The sequence below is a fragment of the Streptomyces sp. NPDC006332 genome (genome assembly GCF_040612855.1).
Taxonomy (GTDB): domain Bacteria; phylum Actinomycetota; class Actinomycetes; order Streptomycetales; family Streptomycetaceae; genus Streptomyces.
Map to the genome: position 1 here is coordinate 264,391 of NZ_JBEXRA010000004.1, position 16,178 is coordinate 280,568.

14 protein-coding genes and 1 pseudogene are annotated in these 16,178 nt (G+C 71.7%); 10 read left to right on the forward strand and 5 right to left on the reverse strand.

Features of this window, described 5'->3' with window-relative positions; translation table 11 throughout:
* Window positions 1-45 precede the first annotated feature (45 nt).
* A complete protein-coding gene (locus ABZ027_RS06275) occupies window positions 46-834 on the forward strand; it encodes a TrmH family RNA methyltransferase (RefSeq protein WP_356764873.1) in 789 nt (262 codons plus the stop codon).
* Between the two features lie 69 nt (window positions 835-903).
* Here the strand turns inward: ABZ027_RS06275 and paaN are convergent, their stop codons facing one another.
* Window positions 904-2,610, reverse strand: coding sequence for a phenylacetic acid degradation protein PaaN (paaN, locus tag ABZ027_RS06280; RefSeq protein WP_356764875.1), 1,707 nt, complete (start codon window positions 2,608-2,610; stop codon window positions 904-906).
* A gap of 160 nt (window positions 2,611-2,770) precedes the next feature.
* Between paaN and ABZ027_RS06285 the strand changes: the two genes are divergently transcribed.
* Entirely contained in the window at window positions 2,771-4,297 is a 1,527-nt protein-coding gene (locus ABZ027_RS06285) for a 3-hydroxyacyl-CoA dehydrogenase (protein WP_356764877.1), read from the forward strand.
* Entirely contained in the window at window positions 4,294-4,884 is a 591-nt protein-coding gene (locus tag ABZ027_RS06290) for a TetR/AcrR family transcriptional regulator (RefSeq protein ID WP_356764879.1), read from the forward strand. The genes ABZ027_RS06285 and ABZ027_RS06290 overlap by 4 nt, the downstream gene beginning before the upstream one ends.
* Window positions 4,885-4,894: 10 nt before the next feature.
* Here ABZ027_RS06290 and ABZ027_RS06295 read toward each other — a convergent pair whose 3' ends face one another.
* On the reverse strand, window positions 4,895-5,380 hold the full coding sequence (locus ABZ027_RS06295; protein WP_356764927.1) for an Lrp/AsnC family transcriptional regulator: 486 nt from the start codon (window positions 5,378-5,380) through the stop codon (window positions 4,895-4,897).
* A 189-nt stretch (window positions 5,381-5,569) separates the two neighbouring features.
* Between ABZ027_RS06295 and pdhA the strand changes: the two genes are divergently transcribed.
* The 6 genes from pdhA (at window position 5,570) to ABZ027_RS06325 (ending at window position 12,666) form a co-directional block, all read left to right on the forward strand.
* Window positions 5,570-6,706, forward strand: coding sequence for a pyruvate dehydrogenase (acetyl-transferring) E1 component subunit alpha (pdhA, locus tag ABZ027_RS06300; protein ID WP_356764881.1), 1,137 nt, complete (start codon window positions 5,570-5,572; stop codon window positions 6,704-6,706).
* Window positions 6,703-7,707 (forward strand): alpha-ketoacid dehydrogenase subunit beta, encoded by a 1,005-nt coding sequence (locus ABZ027_RS06305; RefSeq protein ID WP_356764883.1) that lies wholly within the window; start codon window positions 6,703-6,705, stop codon window positions 7,705-7,707. Before pdhA ends, ABZ027_RS06305 begins: the two co-directional genes overlap by 4 nt.
* The gene (locus ABZ027_RS06310; RefSeq protein ID WP_356764885.1) at window positions 7,707-9,089 is read left to right on the forward strand and encodes a dihydrolipoamide acetyltransferase family protein; all 1,383 of its coding nucleotides are present in this window, start codon (window positions 7,707-7,709) and stop codon (window positions 9,087-9,089) included. Before ABZ027_RS06305 ends, ABZ027_RS06310 begins: the two co-directional genes overlap by 1 nt.
* 189 nt (window positions 9,090-9,278) lie before the next feature.
* Window positions 9,279-10,178: an NTP transferase domain-containing protein gene (locus tag ABZ027_RS06315; RefSeq protein WP_356764887.1), complete on the forward strand. Its 900-nt coding sequence runs from the start codon at window positions 9,279-9,281 to the stop codon at window positions 10,176-10,178.
* Window positions 10,175-11,572, forward strand: a complete 1,398-nt coding sequence (locus tag ABZ027_RS06320; RefSeq protein WP_356764889.1) for a molybdopterin molybdotransferase MoeA — start codon at window positions 10,175-10,177, stop codon at window positions 11,570-11,572. Before ABZ027_RS06315 ends, ABZ027_RS06320 begins: the two co-directional genes overlap by 4 nt.
* Window positions 11,569-12,666: a potassium channel family protein gene (locus ABZ027_RS06325; protein WP_356764891.1), complete on the forward strand. Its 1,098-nt coding sequence runs from the start codon at window positions 11,569-11,571 to the stop codon at window positions 12,664-12,666. Before ABZ027_RS06320 ends, ABZ027_RS06325 begins: the two co-directional genes overlap by 4 nt.
* Before the next feature lie 14 nt (window positions 12,667-12,680).
* On the opposite strand, the gene ABZ027_RS06330 is transcribed toward ABZ027_RS06325, so the two are convergent.
* The gene (locus tag ABZ027_RS06330) at window positions 12,681-13,529 is read right to left on the reverse strand and encodes an ABC transporter permease (protein WP_356764893.1); all 849 of its coding nucleotides are present in this window, start codon (window positions 13,527-13,529) and stop codon (window positions 12,681-12,683) included.
* Window positions 13,526-14,593 carry an ATP-binding cassette domain-containing protein gene (locus ABZ027_RS06335; RefSeq protein WP_356764895.1) on the reverse strand — a complete coding sequence of 356 codons (1,068 nt, stop codon included), beginning with the start codon at window positions 14,591-14,593 and terminating at the stop codon, window positions 13,526-13,528. The genes ABZ027_RS06330 and ABZ027_RS06335 overlap by 4 nt, the downstream gene beginning before the upstream one ends.
* Window positions 14,594-14,906: 313 nt before the next feature.
* Here ABZ027_RS06335 and ABZ027_RS06340 point away from each other — a divergent pair, with 313 nt between their 5' ends.
* Window positions 14,907-15,887 carry an NAD(P)H-quinone oxidoreductase gene (locus ABZ027_RS06340; protein ID WP_356764897.1) on the forward strand — a complete coding sequence of 327 codons (981 nt, stop codon included), beginning with the start codon at window positions 14,907-14,909 and terminating at the stop codon, window positions 15,885-15,887.
* A 191-nt stretch (window positions 15,888-16,078) separates the two neighbouring features.
* On the opposite strand, the pseudogene ABZ027_RS06345 reads toward ABZ027_RS06340, so the two are convergent.
* A pseudogene (locus ABZ027_RS06345) lies at window positions 16,079-16,178 on the reverse strand (IS481 family transposase); the annotation flags it as partial.

The following is a 16,178-nucleotide window of genomic DNA, read 5'->3' on the forward strand; positions in this document are numbered from 1 at the left end:
CGAAGACCTTCCGGACCCTCGATCCTCCGCACGTAGGCTTCACGCATGACCGCCCCCGATCCTGTGAGCTGGTGGCGCCGGGTTGCTGACGTCTCCGTGCTGCTCGACGGCTTCCACGCCCTCAAGCACGCGGTCCGCTTCGGCGCCGAGGTGCCGGTGGCCGTCGCCGTCGACCGGGCCGCCGCGCTCGCCCTGGCCGACGAGCTGGCCCCCGACGTACGGGACACGCTGGACGCGCTCCTGACCGAGGTCCCGGAGACGACGTACACCTCCCTGGTGCCGCGCCCTCATCCCACCGCGGTGGCCGCCCTGGCCGTACGTCCCTCTCGCGCGTCGCATCTGGAGAGGCTGGCGCACACCCCGCGCACCGCGCCGGTCGTGGTCCTCGACAACCCGCGCAACCTGGGCAACGCGGGGGCCGTGATCCGTCTGGCCGCCGGTTTCGGCGCGACCGGAGTGGTCACCACCGGCACGCTCGATCCCTGGCATCCCACGGTCGTACGCGGTGGAGCAGGGCTGCACTTCGCGACCGCGGTGGAGCGGCTGACCGTCGACGAACTGCCCGCCGGGCCGGTGTTCGCGCTGGACCCCGAGGGCGACGACCTGCGCGGCACCAAGCTCCCGGACGACGCCGTACTCGCCTTCGGCTCGGAACGCAGCGGCCTGTCGGCCGAACTACGCGCCCGGGCCGACCACTTGCTGGCACTGCCGATGCGCCCCCAGGTCTCCAGCTACAACCTCGCGACCAGTGTGGCCATGACGCTGTACCACTGGAGCGCCACCGGGGGCGCACCCGGCGTCTCCTCACAGGCGCCCCACGAGCGGCGCCTGTGAGGTGTCCTACGAGGCGCCCTACGAGGCGCCCTACCTGGCGCCCAGGGAATGCTCTACCAGCCGGCTGCCCTACGCCTCCCGCCGGACCTCCACCACCCGGAAGCGGTTCGCCACGAACGCCCCGTCGGTGAGGGCCGAGTTGGCCGCCGGGTTGCCGCCGGAGCCGTGGAAGTCGGAGAAGGCGGCCGTCTGGTTGACGTACACCCCGCCCGTGAGGTTCAGGGACAGCTGGGCGGCCTCCTCCAGGCAGACCTCCTGGACGGCCCGTTCGACCTCCTCGTCGGTGGTGTACGCGCCCACCGTCATCGCACCCTTGTCGCGGATGGTCCGACGCAGCAGCTCCGTCGCCTCGGCAACGGAGTCGACGGCGACGGCGAAGGACACGGGCCCGAAGCACTCGCGCAGGTAGGCGGGCTCGTCGTCCGCCCCGTCCCAGTACTTGCGCGCCCCGTCCAGCTTGACGATGACGGGGGTGCGGACGACCGCGCCCGGGAACTCCGGGTTGCTGACCTCCCGTGAGGCGAGGGCGACCTCACCGAGCCCGGAGGCCGCGTCCAGACGGGACTTCACATCCGGGTTGACGATGGCGCCGAGCAGGGCGTTCGCACGCGCGTCGTCGCCCAGGAGGCCCTCGACGGAGCGGGCCAGGTCCGCGACCACCTCGTCGAAGGTCTTCGGGCCCTGGTCGGTGCGGATGCCGTCGCGCGGGACGAGCAGGTTCTGCGGGGTGGTGCACATCTGGCCGCTGTAGAGCGACAGGGAGAACGCCAGGTTGGCCAGCATCCCCTTGTAGTCGCCGGTCGACTCCACCAGCACGGTGTTGACGCCGGCCTTCTCGGTGTACACCTGCGCCTGGCGGGCGTTGGCCTCCAGCCAGTCACCGAACGTCGTCGAGCCGGTGTAGTCGATGATCCGGATCTCCGGGCGAGTGGCCAGCGTCTTCGCGATGCCCTCGTCGGGACGCTCGGCGGCCAGCGCCACCAGGTTCGGGTCGAATCCGGCCTCGGCCAGCACCTGGCGGGCCACCTGCACGGTGAGCGCCAGCGGCAGCACCGCGCGCGGGTGCGGCTTGACCAGGACCGCGTTGCCGGTGGCGAGGGAGGCGAACAGGCCCGGGTAGCCGTTCCAGGTGGGGAAGGTGTTGCAGCCGATGACCAGGCCGATGCCCCTCGGCACCGGGGTGAACCGCTTGGTGAGCGCCAGCGGGTCACGCTTGCCCTGCGGCTTGGTCCACTCCGCGGTGTCGGGTGTGCGGACCTGTTCCACGTACGCGTACGCCACCGCTTCCAGACCGCGGTCCTGAGCGTGCGGGCCGCCCGCCTGGAGCGCCATCATGAAGGCCTGGCCGGAGGTGTGCATGACCGCGTGCGCGAACTCGTGCGTCCGGTCGCTGATCCGTTTGAGGATCTCCAGGCAGACCACCGCGCGGATCTCCGCGCCCGCGTCCCGCCAGGCTCGCTGACCGGCCTTCATCGCGGGCAGCAGCGCGTCGATGTCCGCGTGCGGGTAGGTGACGCCCAGCTCGATGCCGTACGGGGAGACCTCGCCGCCCACCCAGTCGTCCGTGCCGGGCTGGCCGAGGTCGAGGCGGGTGCCGAGGAGGGCGTCGAAGGCGGCCTTGCCCGCCGCGGCGTCCAGGCTGCCGTTCTCTCCGTAGGCCTTGGGGTGCTCGGGGTGCGGGGACCAGTACGCGCGGGTGCGGATCGCTTCCAGCGCCTGGTCAAGGGTGGGCCGGTGCTTGGCGATCAGATCGTGCGCGGTGAGTTCGGCGGCCATGCGGGACCAACTCCTCGTTTCCTGAACTCTTCGTCGAGCTCATGACCTGGGCAGAAACATGGGCGGGAACAGGCGGTCAGAGTTAGAGTAACCGAACGATCGGTCGGGACAAGGGGGTCCGCCGCATCTGTGGAAAACCCCGTGCGGGAGGATCGCGCACATGACAGGACTCGACCTCAGCAGCCCCGTGGCCGTCGTCGGCGCCGGCACCATGGGCCAGGGCATCGCCCAGGTCGCACTGGTCGCGGGCCATACCGTACGGCTGTACGACGCCATGCCCGGACGGGCCCGGGAGGCCGCCGACGCGATCGGCGCGCGCCTCGACCGGCTCGTCGAGAAGGACCGTCTCGGCGCCGCCGACCGGGACGCGGCACGCGCCCGGCTGCTGCCCGCCGGGAGCATCGCCGACCTCGCCGACTGCGCCCTGGTCATGGAGGCCGTTCTGGAACGGCTGGACGTCAAGCAGGAGCTGTTCCGCGAGCTCGAGGCCGTCGTCGACGAGGACTGCCTGCTCGCCACCAACACCTCCTCCCTGTCGGTGACGGCCATCGGCGGCGCCCTGCGCAACCCCGGCCGCTTCGTCGGCCTGCACTTCTTCAACCCCGCCCCGCTGCTCCCGCTCGTCGAGGTCGTCTCCGGGTTCTCCACGGACGTGTCGTCGGCCACACGTGCGTACGAGATGGCCCGCGCCTGGGGCAAGACCCCGGTGGCCTGCGCCGACACCCCGGGCTTCATCGTCAACCGCATCGCGCGGCCCTTCTACGCCGAGGCGTTCGCGGTCTACGAGGCCCAGGGCGCCGACCCCGCCACCATCGACGCGGTGCTGCGGGAGTGCGGCGGCTTCAAGATGGGCGCCTTCGAACTGACGGACCTGATCGGTCAGGACGTCAACGAGTCCGTCACCCGCTCGGTGTGGCAGTCCTTCTTCCAGGACGTGCGCTTCACGCCGTCCCTCGCCCAGCAGCGCCTGGTCGAGTCGGGCCGGCTCGGCCGCAAGACCGGACAGGGCTGGTACGACTACTCCGATGAGGGCGAGGCCGCCGAGCGCCCCGAGCCGCACACCGCGGATGCGGCACGGCAACCCGCGTACGTGGTGGTCGAGGGCGACCTCGGACCCGCCGCGGAGCTGGTCCCGCTGATCCGCGAGGCGGGCATCCAGGTCCGCGAGGACGAGGAGGACCACGGCACCCGCCTGGTGCTGCCCGGCGGCGGGCAGCTGGCCCTCGCCGACGGACAGACCTCGGTCGAGTTCCGGGACGTCGTCTACTTCGACCTCGCGCTGGACTACCGCCGGGCGTCCCGGATCGCTCTGTCCGCCTCCCAGGACACCTCCCCGCGCACGCTCGCCGAGGCCACCGGACTCTTCCAGGCGCTCGGCAAGCAGGTCAGCGTGATCGGCGACGTCCCCGGCATGATCGTCGCCCGTACGGTCGCCCGGATCGTCGACCTCGCGCACGACGCCGTCGCCAAGGGCGTGGCCACCGAGGAGGACATCGACACGGCGATGCGGCTCGGCGTCAACTACCCCCTGGGCCCCTTCGAGTGGAGCCGCCGCCTGGGCCGCAACTGGGCCTACGCCCTCCTGGACGACCTGCACCTGCGTGACCCCTCGGGGCGTTACGCGCCCTCCCTGGCGCTGTACCGCCACGCGTACGCCACCGACAAGCGGGAGGGCAGCACTTCATGACGGCCGCCAAGCGTGACACGTACACCCCCCAGACGCTGCTGTCCGTGGCCGTCCAGGTCTTCAACGAGCGCGGCTACGACGGCACCTCCATGGAGCACCTCTCCAAGGCGGCCGGCATCTCCAAGTCGTCGATCTACCACCACGTCACCGGCAAGGAGGAACTGCTGCGCCGGGCCGTGAACCGGGCGCTGGACGGCCTCTTCGAGATCCTCGACGAGGAGCGGGCCCGCGTGGGACGGGCCGCGGAGCGTCTGGAGTACGTCGTACGGCGGATGGTCGAGGTGCTCATAGCCGAGCTGCCGTACGTCACCCTGCTGCTGCGGGTGCGCGGCAACACCGGCACCGAGCGGTGGGCCCTGGAGCGGCGCCGCGACTTCGACCACCGGGTCGCCGAACTGCTGAAGGCGGCGGCCGCGGACGGGGACGTGCGCGGCGACGTGGAGGTACGGCTCGCGACACGGCTGGTCTTCGGGATGATCAACTCGATCGTCGAGTGGTACCGGCCGGACGGGCGGGGCATGAGCGAGCGCGAGGTCGCCGAAGCGGTGGTGCGGCTGGTGTTCGGGGGACTGGGCAAACCAGCCTGAGGGGCCCGGCTCAGCCCTGCGGCTCCAGGTCCTCCTCCTCGAACACCAGCAGGGTGCGGGTGCTGAGCACCTCCGGGATCGCCTGGAGCCGGGTGAGCACCAGCTCGCGCAGCGCCCGGTTGTCGGAGGTGTGCACCAGCAGCAGCACGTCGAAGTCGCCGCCGACCAGCGCGATGTGGGAGGCCCCCGGCAGCTGCCTGAGCTGCTCGCGCACCGCACGCCAGGAGTTCTGGACGATCTTCAGGGTGACGTACGCCGAGGTGCCGTGACCCGCGCGTTCGTGGTCGACGCGGGCTCCGAAGCCGCGGATGACGCCGTCCTCGATGAGGCGGTTGATGCGCGCGTAGGCGTTGGCCCGCGAGACATGCACCCGGTCGGCGACCGACCGTATCGACGCGCGGCCGTCCGCCTGCAGCATCTGCAGGATGTCCTGGTCGATGGCGTCCAGGGGACGAGGGGACGGCCGAGGGCCGCTGCCGTCCGGGCTCTCGGCCATTTGTTCAGATGCCACGTCCCCCCGCCTTCCTGTCGTGGACGTACTGCGTCCATCACAGGCTGTGGAGAACCGTTTGTCCACAGCCTGGGGGTGCCTGTAGCCAAAATGTGCCGACGACCGAACAATCGGTAGGTGAGGCGCATCACATCCGTGACGCGTCTGAAGCCGCTCCCACGAGGAGGTGCCGCTATGACGGTCATGGAGCAGCGGGGCGCGTACCGGCCATCGCCGCCGCCCGCCTGGCAGCCCCGCACGGACCCCGCGCCGCTGCTGCCCGACGCCGAGCCGTACCGCGTCCTCGGCACGGAGGCGGCCAAGAACGCCGACCCCGGGCTGTTGCGCCGGCTGCACGCCGAGCTGGTGCGTGGCCGCCGCTACAACGCGCAGGCCACCGCCCTCACCAAGCAGGGCCGGCTGGCCGTCTACCCCTCCAGCACCGGCCAGGAGGCCTGCGAGGTCGCCGCCGCGCTGGTCCTGGAGGAACGGGACTGGCTGTTCCCCAGCTACCGCGACACCCTGGCCGCGGTGGCGCGTGGTGTGGACCCCGTCCAGGCCCTCACGCTGCTGCGCGGCGACTGGCACACCGGCTACGACCCGCGCGAACATCGCGTGGCCCCCCTGTGCACCCCGCTCGCCACCCAGTTGCCGCACGCCGTCGGTCTCGCGCACGCCGCCCGCCTCAAGGGCGACGACGTGGTCGCGCTCGCCATGGTCGGCGACGGCGGCACCAGCGAGGGCGACTTCCACGAGGCACTGAACTTCGCCGCCGTCTGGCAGGCCCCGGTCGTCTTCCTGGTGCAGAACAACGGCTTCGCGATCTCCGTACCGCTCGCCAAGCAGACCGCTGCCCCGTCGCTGGCCCACAAGGCCGTCGGCTACGGGATGCCCGGCCGCCTGGTCGACGGCAACGACGTGGCCGCCGTGCACGAGGTCCTCGCCGACGCCGTACGCCACGCCCGCGCCGGAGGCGGTCCCACGCTGGTCGAGGCGATCACGTACCGCGTCGACGCCCACACCAACGCCGACGACGCCACCCGCTACCGGCAGGACACCGAGGTCGAGACCTGGCGCGGACACGACCCGATCGCCCTCCTGGAACACGAGCTGACCGAACGCGGCCTCCTCGACGAGGACGGCGTCCAAGCGACGCGCGACGCCGCCGAGACCATGGCCGCCGACCTGCGCACCCGCATGAACCAGGACCCGGCGCTGGACCCCATGGACCTGTTCGACCACGTCTACGCCGAGCCCACCCCGCAACTGCGCGAGCAGCGCGACCAGTTGCGGGCCGAGCTGGAGGCCGAGCAGGAAGGCCCGCACCGATGACCACCGTCGCCCTCAAACCGGCCACCATGGCGCAGGCCCTCACACGAGCGATGCGCGACGCGATGGCCGCCGACCCGACCGTGCACGTCCTGGGCGAGGACGTCGGCACCCTCGGCGGTGTCTTCCGGGTCACCGACGGCCTCGCCGAGGAGTTCGGCGAGGCCCGCTGCACGGACACCCCGCTGGCCGAGGCGGGCATCCTCGGCACGGCGGTCGGCATGGCGATGTACGGGCTGCGCCCGGTCGTGGAGATGCAGTTCGACGCGTTCGCCTACCCCGCGTTCGAGCAGCTCATCAGCCATGTCTCCCGGATGCGCAACCGCACCCGGGGCGCGATGCCGCTCCCGCTCACCATCCGCGTCCCCTACGGCGGCGGCATCGGCGGCGTCGAACACCACAGCGACTCGTCCGAGGCGTACTACATGGCCACTCCGGGGCTCCATGTCGTCACGCCCGCGACGGTCGCCGACGCCTACGGCCTGCTGCGCGCCGCCATCGCCTCCGACGACCCGGTCGTCTTCCTGGAACCCAAGCGCCTGTACTGGTCGAAGGACTCCTGGAACCCCGAGGAGCCGGCGACCGTTGAACCGATCGGCCGCGCGGTGGTGCGGCGCTCGGGCCACAGCGCCACGCTGATCACGTACGGACCGTCCGTGCCCGTCTGCCTCGAAGCCGCCGAGGCGGCCCGGGAGGAAGGCTGGGACCTCGAAGTCGTCGACCTGCGCTCCCTGGTGCCGTTCGACGACGAGACGGTCTGCGCCTCGGTACGGCGGACCGGGCGAGCGGTCGTCGTACACGAATCGGGCGGCTTCGGCGGCCCGGGCGGGGAGATCGCGGCCCGCGTCACGGAGCGGTGCTTCCACCACCTGGAGGCCCCGGTGCTGCGCGTGGCCGGGTTCGACATCCCCTACCCGCCGCCGATGCTGGAGCGTCACCACCTGCCCGGCGTGGACCGGATCCTGGACGCCGTGGGGCGCCTGCAATGGGAGGCCGAGAGCTGATGGCACAGGTGCTGGAGTTCAAGCTGCCCGACCTCGGGGAGGGGCTCACCGAGGCGGAGATCGTGCGCTGGCTGGTCGAGGTCGGTGAGGTCGTCGCCGTCGACCAGCCGGTCGTCGAGGTCGAGACGGCCAAGGCGATGGTCGAGGTGCCCTGTCCCTACGGCGGTGTGGTCACCGCCCGCTTCGGCGAGGAGGGCACGGAACTGCCCGTCGGGGCGCCGCTGATCACCGTGGCGGTGGGCGAGTCGGCCTCCGACGTCCAGACCGAGGGCTCCGGGAACGTGCTGGTGGGCTACGGCACCTCCGAGGCACCCGCGCGGCGACGCCGGGTGCGCCAGGGACAGCCGACGCCCGCCCCGGGAGCCCGGGCAGCGGCGCCGACCGGCTTCTTGGGGGCGGCGGACGGCCAGGTCGGTGCGCCCGACGTGGGCGACGGGCCGGTGCCCGTGATCTCCCCCCTGGTCCGCAGGCTGGCCCGTGTCAACGGCCTGGACCTGCGGGAACTCAGCGGTTCCGGGCCCGACGGGCTGATCCTGCGAGCGGATGTGGAGTACGCGCTGCGGGCCTCGGCCGCCACGGCCCGCCCTGCCACCCCGACGGCAGAGCCGCACGCACGCATGGCACCCGCGCCGACCCCCGCCCCCGCCGCGACCCCCGCATCCGCCCCCTCCGCCCCCTCCGCCCCCTCCCCCTCCGGGACCCGCGTCCCCCTCAAGGGCATCCGCGGCGCCGTGGCCGACAAGCTCTCCCGTAGCCGACGGGAGATCCCGGACGCCACCTGCTGGGTGGACGCCGACGCGACGGAGCTGATGCGGGCGCGTACGGCGATGAACGCCTCCGACGGTCCGAAGATCTCCCTCCTCGCCCTGCTCGCCCGGATCTGCACCTCGGCCCTGGCCCGTTGGCCCGAGCTCAACTCCACGGTCGACACGGAGGCCAGGGAAGTCGTCCGGCTCGACCAGATCCACCTCGGGTTCGCCGCCCAGACCGAGCGAGGTCTGGTGGTCCCCGTGGTCCGGGACGCGCACACCCGGGACGCCGAGTCCCTCACCTCGGAGTTCGCGAGGCTCACCGAGGCGGCCCGCGCCGGGACCCTCACGCCCCGGGAACTCATCGGCGGCACCTTCACCCTGAACAACTACGGCGTGTTCGGCGTCGACGGCTCCACACCGATCATCAACCACCCGGAGGCGGCCATGCTCGGCGTCGGCCGGATCGTCCCCAAGCCGTGGGTGCACGAGGGCGAGCTGGCGGTGCGGCAGGTCGTCCAGCTCTCGCTCACCTTCGATCACCGGGTGTGCGACGGTGGCACGGCCGGCGGGTTCCTGCGGTACGTGGCGGACTGCGTGGAACAGCCCGCGGTCCTGCTGCGCACGCTGTGACGGCACCGCGGTCCTGCTCCGCACGCTGTGACGGCACCGCGGTCCTGCTCCGCACGCTGTGACGGCACCGTGATCGTGCCCGGGCGCAGTCCGCGCCTCGCCCCGACCCACGAGACCGAGTTCTGACGGAGCCTTGGTTCGCTGCCTCCCCGCGTTCCCTGTGATCGCCGCGGCACGCATACTCGGGGGGTGACCGCATTCGACGCCGTCGTGCTCGCCGGAGGTGCCGCCCGGCGGCTCGGTGGTGCGGACAAACCCGGGATGCGGGTGGGCGGACGCGCACTGCTCGACCGGGTGCTCGCCGCCTGCGCAGGCGCCCGCACCACCGTCGTCGTCGCCGATCCACGGCCGACCGCCCGCCCCGTGACCTGGGCACGCGAGAGGCCGCCCGGCGGCGGACCGGTGGCCGCGCTCTACGCCGGACTGCGGCACACCACGGCCCAGCACGTCCTGGTCCTCTCCGCCGACCTGCCGTTCCTGACCGAGGAGTCGGTACGGCGACTGCTGACCACCTTGGCGACCAGCGGCGCCGAGGGCGTGCTGCTCACCGACACCGACGGCCGTGACCAGCCGCTCGTGGCCGCGTACCGCACCTCCGCACTGCGCCGGGAGCTGACCACGCTGGGCGGAATGCCGGTCACACTCGGCTCCGCCGAGAGCGGCGGCCTCACCGGGCTTCCGCTGCGCCGGCTGACCGCCGGGCTCGACCTCACCCGCGTCCCCGACCCCGTCGCTTCCTTCGACTGCGACACCTGGGACGACATCGCCACCGCCAGGGCACGCATCAGGGAGCATGGGCACGTGTTGGATGAATGGATTACCGCAGTCAAGGACGAACTGGGCATCGACCTCGACGTCGACACCGGAGCGCTGCTCGACCTCGCCCGTGACGCCGCCCACGGCGTGGCGCGGCCCGCGGCCCCGCTGACCACCTTCCTGGTCGGCTACGCGGCCGCACGGGCCGGCGGCGGACCAGAGGCGGTGGCGGAGGCGTCCCGCAAGGCAGCCGCCCTCGCCCTGCGCTGGGCCGACGAGGGGACCGACGCCACGTCCGATGCCGCGTCCGACGCGGCCCCGGACGCCGGATGACCGCCCGGGCCACCCGGGCCGGGGAGGACGCCGAGGACCTCGACGTCGAGGAGGTGCTGGCCCTCGTGAACGAGCACGACGGCCCCTCGGCCGGAGGTCAGGTACCCGCACCCGGCACAGAGGACGGCCACGTGAGCGACCCGCACGGCGCTGCTCACCCGCCGGGGCGCAAGCCGGGAGCCCGCCACCGGGCCACCCCATGGCCCGAGGCCCGCGCGATCGCCGAAAGGGCCGGTCGCACCACCCGTGGCGCACGCCGTGCCCCCGTCTCGGTCCTCCTCGACGAGGCCCTCGGCCTCACTCTGGCCGCGCCGCTCACCGCCCTCACCGACCTGCCCTCCTTCGACACCTCCGCGATGGACGGCTGGGCGGTGGCCGGCCCCGGCCCCTGGGACGTCCGGGACGACAACGTCCTCGCCGGGCACGCCGAGCCCGAGCCGCTCACCGACGGCGAGGCCGTCCGGATCGCCACCGGGGCCCGCGTCCCCCCGGACACCACCGCGGTCCTGCGCAGCGAGCACGGCCGTACCGACGACAAGGGCCGTCTGCACCCCACCCGCGAGGCGGCGCACGGCCAGGACATCCGGCCGCGTGGCCAGGAGTGTCGCAGCGGCGACCAACTCCTCCCGGCCGGCGCCCTGGTGACGCCGGCGGTGCTGGGGCTCGCCGCGGCCGCCGGATACGACACCCTCGCCGTCGTCCCCCGCCCCCGTGTCGAGCTCATCGTCCTGGGCGACGAGTTGCTCACCGAGGGCACTCCGCGCGACGGGCTGATCCGTGACGCGCTCGGCCCGATGCTCCCGCCCTGGCTGCGTGCGCTGGGCGCCGAGGTCATCGCCGTACGACGACTCGAGGACCACGCGGACGCCCTGCACAAGGCGATCACCACCAGCGACGCCGACCTGATCGTCACCACCGGCGGCACCGCCGCGGGCCCCGTCGACCACGTCCATCCCACCCTGCGCCGCATCGACGCCGAACTCCTGGTGGACGGCGTCAAGGTGCGCCCCGGTCACCCCATGCTGCTGGCCCGCACCAAGGAGAACCAGCACCTCGTCGGCCTGCCCGGCAACCCTCTGGCGGCCGTCTCCGGCCTGCTCACCCTCGCCGAGCCGCTGCTGCGGGCTCTCGCGGCGCGGCCCGCCCCGGAGTCGTACACGCTGCCGCTCCAGGACGAGGTGCACGGGCACCCGTACGACACCCGGCTCATCCCTGTGGTCCTGCGCGGTGACCGGGCCGTGCCGCTGCATTACAACGGCCCGGCGATGCTGCGGGGTATCGCGGCGGCCGACGCCCTGGCCGTCGTACCGCCCGGCGGCTCGCACCCCGGTCAGGAGAGCGAACTCCTCGATCTGCCCTGGGCGAGTGCTGGGATCGGGGTGTGTTTCACGTGAAACTTCCGGGCCATGACGCGATCGCCCGGCAGGCGGACGAACATCTCGTGACCCAGCGGGTGAAGCTCCCGCGCACCGTGGTGGAGCACCCGTTCCGACAGGTGGCCAAACGGCTGACGATGGCCCTGCTGGTCCTCGTGGCGACCGCTCTGCTCGTCTACGTCGACCGCGACGGCTACAACGACAACTCCGACGGCTCGGTCGACTTCCTGGACGCCTGGTACTACGCGACCGTCACCCTGTCCACCACCGGCTACGGCGACATCACCCCGGTCAGTGATGCCGCCAGGCTCACCAACATCTTCGTCGTCACACCCCTGCGCGTGCTGTTCCTGATCATCCTGGTCGGCACCACGCTCGAAGTCCTCACCGAACGCACCCGGGAGGAATGGCGGCTCACCCGCTGGAGGTCCACCTTGCGCGACCACACCGTCGTCGTCGGCTTCGGAACCAAGGGTCGGTCGGCGATCCAGACCGTCTGCGCGACGGGCCTGAAGAAAGAGCAGGTCGTGGTGGTCGACCCCAGCGGCAAGGCGATCGACGCCGCGACCGCGGAGGGCTACGCGGGTGTCGTCGGGGACGCCACCCGCAGCGAGGTGCTGAAGCGGGCCGAGGTACACAAGGCGCGGAAGATCATCATCGCGACCCAGCGCGATGACACGGCGGTCCTGGTGACGCTGACGGCCCGGCAGCTCAACAAGGGCGCGAAGATCGTGGCCGCCGTGCGCGAGGAGGAGAACGCCCCGCTGCTGAAGCAGTCCGGCGCCGACGCGGTGATCACCAGCGCCAGCGCGGCCGGACGGCTGCTCGGGCTGTCCGTGCTGAGTCCCGCGGCCGGCATGGTGATGGAGGACCTGATCCAGCAGGGCAGCGGGCTCGACATCATCGAACGACCGGTCATAAAGGCCGAGGTGGGCAAGCGGGCGCGGGAGACCGACGACCTGGTGGTGAGTGTCGTACGGGGGCACCGCGTGCTCGGGTACGACGATCCGGCGGTCGGGACACTGGAACTGACGGACCGGCTGATCACTATCGTGCGGGCGACGCCGGGCAGCCAGATCGCCCCCGACGCCCGCCCGCTTCCCCAGGACTGACGGCCCGGGGCCGGTCACTTGCGGTTGTACAGCCGCATCGTGATCGGCCCGAAGACCGCCAGAAGCAGGCCCGCCCAGCCCAGCGACCAGGCGACCTCGTCGGCCGGCCAGTCGCCCGCCATCAGACCGCGTACCGCCGACGCCACATGGGTCACCGGGCTGTTGTTGACGAAGGCCTGAAGCCAGCCCGGCATGGTCTTCGGGTCGACGAAGACATTGGACAGGAACGTCAGCGGGAAGATCACCATCATGCTGACGCCCATCACCGACTTCTCGGTGCGCAGCATCAGCCCGAACATCGTCCAGATCCACGAGAACGCGAACGAAAACACGACCAGCAGAGCGATTCCGGCGAGGACGCCGCCGACCCCGCCGCCCGGGCGGTAGCCGAGGATCAGGCCGACCGCGAGCATCACGACCGACGCGATGGTGTAGCGCAGGGCGTCGCCGAGGAGATAGCCGACCATCGTCGACGGTCGCCAGATGGGCAGCGTCCGGAAGCGGTCGAACACGCCCTTCTCGATGTCGGTGTTCACCGAGACACCCGTGTACATCGTGATCATCACCACCGACATCACCAGGATGCCGGGCAGCAGGAACTGGATGTACTCCTTCGGGGACCCGGCCAGGGCGCCCCCGAAGAGATACGTGTACATCAGCACCATCATGATCGGGAACGCCGTGACGTCGAAGAGCTGCTCCGGCACGTGCTTGATCTTGAGCATGGCCCGCCAGCCGAAGGTCAGCGAGGCCGACAGCGCGCTGGGCCGCGGCGGCCGCTCCCCGGCGACCAGCAGCGCGGCGAGGGATTCGGCCCTGACCGGGGCCAGGTCCTTGGTCTCCGTGGTCGTCGCGGTGCTCATGCGGCCACCTCGTCCTTCGAGTCGTTGGAGCCGTCGGGGTCGTCGGGGTCGTCGATGTCGTCGGAGTCCTTCGAGACGCCGCTGGTCTCGTGGGTGTCGTGTCCGGTGAGGGCGAGGAACACCTCGTCCAGGCTCGGCTGGCCCAGGGAGAAGTTGTCGACGACGATCCCGCCGCGAGCCAGCTCGGCGAGCGCCCGGGCGGCCTGCTCGGCCGCGCCCTGTCCGTTCGCCGCGACCGCCCCGACGCGGGCCGTCAGCGCCACCGGGTCGGGCTCGAGCTGCACGTCCGTGTCCAGGGCCAGCCGCAGCACCTGCTCGGCCTGCGGCCGCTGAGCCGGATCACGCAGTCGCAGATGTACGGAACCGGAGCCCACGGACGCCTTCAGTTCGCCCTTGGTCCCCTCGGCGATCACCTTGCCCTGGTCGATGACGGCGATCCGGGACGCCAGTTGGTCGGCCTCGTCGAGGTACTGCGTGGTCAGCAGCACGGTGGTGCCCTGGGCGACGACCGCGCGGACGATCTCCCACACCTGGTTGCGGCTGCGCGGGTCGAGGCCGGTCGTCGGCTCGTCGAGGAAGAGCAGGTCCGGGGTGTTGAGGATGGAGGCGGCGATGTCGATACGGCGTCGCATGCCGCCGGAGTAGTGCTTGACCTGCTTCGCGCCCGCGTCCGTGAGGCCGAAGGCCTCCAGCAGCTGCCCGGAGCGCTCCCGCGCGGCCTTCTTGGCGTGGCCGAGCAGGCGGCCCAGCAGGATCAGGTTCTCGGTGCCGGTGAGGTCCTCGTCCACCGACGCGTACTGGCCGGTGAGACTGACCCGGCCGCGGACCTCGTCGGCCTCGCGCACGACGTCGTGGCCGAAGACGTGGGCCTGACCGCCGTCCGGTCGCAGCAGGGTGGCGAGCATCTTCACGGTGGTCGTCTTGCCGGCGCCGTTCGGGCCGAGAACGCCGTAGACCGTGCCGGCCGGCACCGCGAGGTCGACTCCGTCGACGGCCCGTGTCTCGCCGAACGTCTTCACCAGGCCGGCGGTCTCGATGGCCAGGCTGGACGTGTGCTGGCTCATGGTGGGTGTCCTTCCGCGCTCATGGGTGACGCATGGGAAGACCTTTACCGTCCCGCAAACTCATCGGTCAGGCACAGGGTTTTTGTGGCGGATCGGCCGAAGGGCGCAGGCCCCCTCGGACCGGAGACGGAGTCGGCACGGGCCGGGAGACCCAGGAGACGCTGGTCCCGGCCGGGAGACCCAGGAGACGCTGGTCCCGGCCGGGAGACCCAGGAGGTTGGCACGGGCCCCCAGACCAGGAGCAGCCACAGCGATACCGAAGCGTCGATGACCCGGAGGGTCGCTTCCAGGGCCTGCGGGTAGCGTCCCCTTCATGCATGCGATCACGATTCCCGAACCTGGTGGGCCCGAGGCGCTGGTGTGGGCCGAGGTCCCGGATCCTGTGCCCGGCGAGGGCGAGGTGCTGGTCGAGGTGACGGCCAGTGCTGTCAACCGCGCCGACATCCTGCAGCGCCAGGGCTTCTACGACCCACCGCCCGGCTCGTCCCCCTACCCCGGTCTGGAATGCTCCGGGCGGATCGCCGAAGTCGGTCCCGGTGTCTCCGGCTGGTCCGTCGGCGACGAGGTGTGCGCGCTGCTCGCGGGCGGCGGCTACGCGGAGAAGGTCGCCGTCCCCGCCGGCCAGCTGCTGCCCCTGCCGAAGGGCATCGACCTCGGGCAGGCCGCGGCGCTGCCCGAGGTGGTCTGCACGGTCTGGTCGAACGTCTTCATGGTCGCCCACCTCCGCCCCGGCGAGACGCTGCTCGTGCACGGCGGTTCCAGCGGCATCGGGACGATGGCGATCCAGCTCGCCAAAGCCGTCGGTGCCAAAGTCGTGGTGACCGCGGGCACCAGGGAGAAGCTGGACCGCTGCGCCGAGCTGGGCGCCGACGTCCAGGTCAACTACCGGGACCAGGACTTCGTGGAAGAGGTCAGGGCGGCCACCGACGGCGCGGGCGCCGACGTCATCCTCGACAACATGGGTGCCAAATACCTCGACCGCAATGTGCGGGCGCTCGCCGTCAACGGCAGGCTCGCGATCATCGGCATGCAGGGCGGCATCAAGGCCGAGCTGAACATCGCCACGCTCCTGTCCAAGCGGGCCGCCGTCAGCGCGACCTCGCTCAGGGCCCGCCCGCTCGGTGAGAAGGCCTCGATCGTGGCCGCAGTACGCGAGCACGTGTGGCCGTTGCTCGGCTCCGGTCAGGTACGTCCGATCGTCGACCGCGCGCTCCCGATGAGCGACGCGGCCGCCGCACACCGGGTGGTGGAGGAGAGCGGCCACATCGGCAAGGTCCTGCTCGTCACGCCGTAGCGTCACTAGGGCCTGTTGTTTGGATCAGGCCGCAGGAAACTGACGGTGCTGGTTGATGCCGGTGAGCGGGGTCTGGCGCGTGCAGCTGCAAGGCGGAGGAGGGCGTCGATGCGGAGCATCGGCAACCGACGACAACGCGGCAGATGTGCGTGCCAGACCCCGCGTCTGCGGCGTGATCCAAACGACAGGCCCTAGGTGTATTGACCCGCAGGGTTGTTCACGCGGGTGATGGGTGGCTGGCCGCCGAGTGCGGTGTGGCAGCGGTGGTGGTTGTAGGTGTGCAGGAAGTCT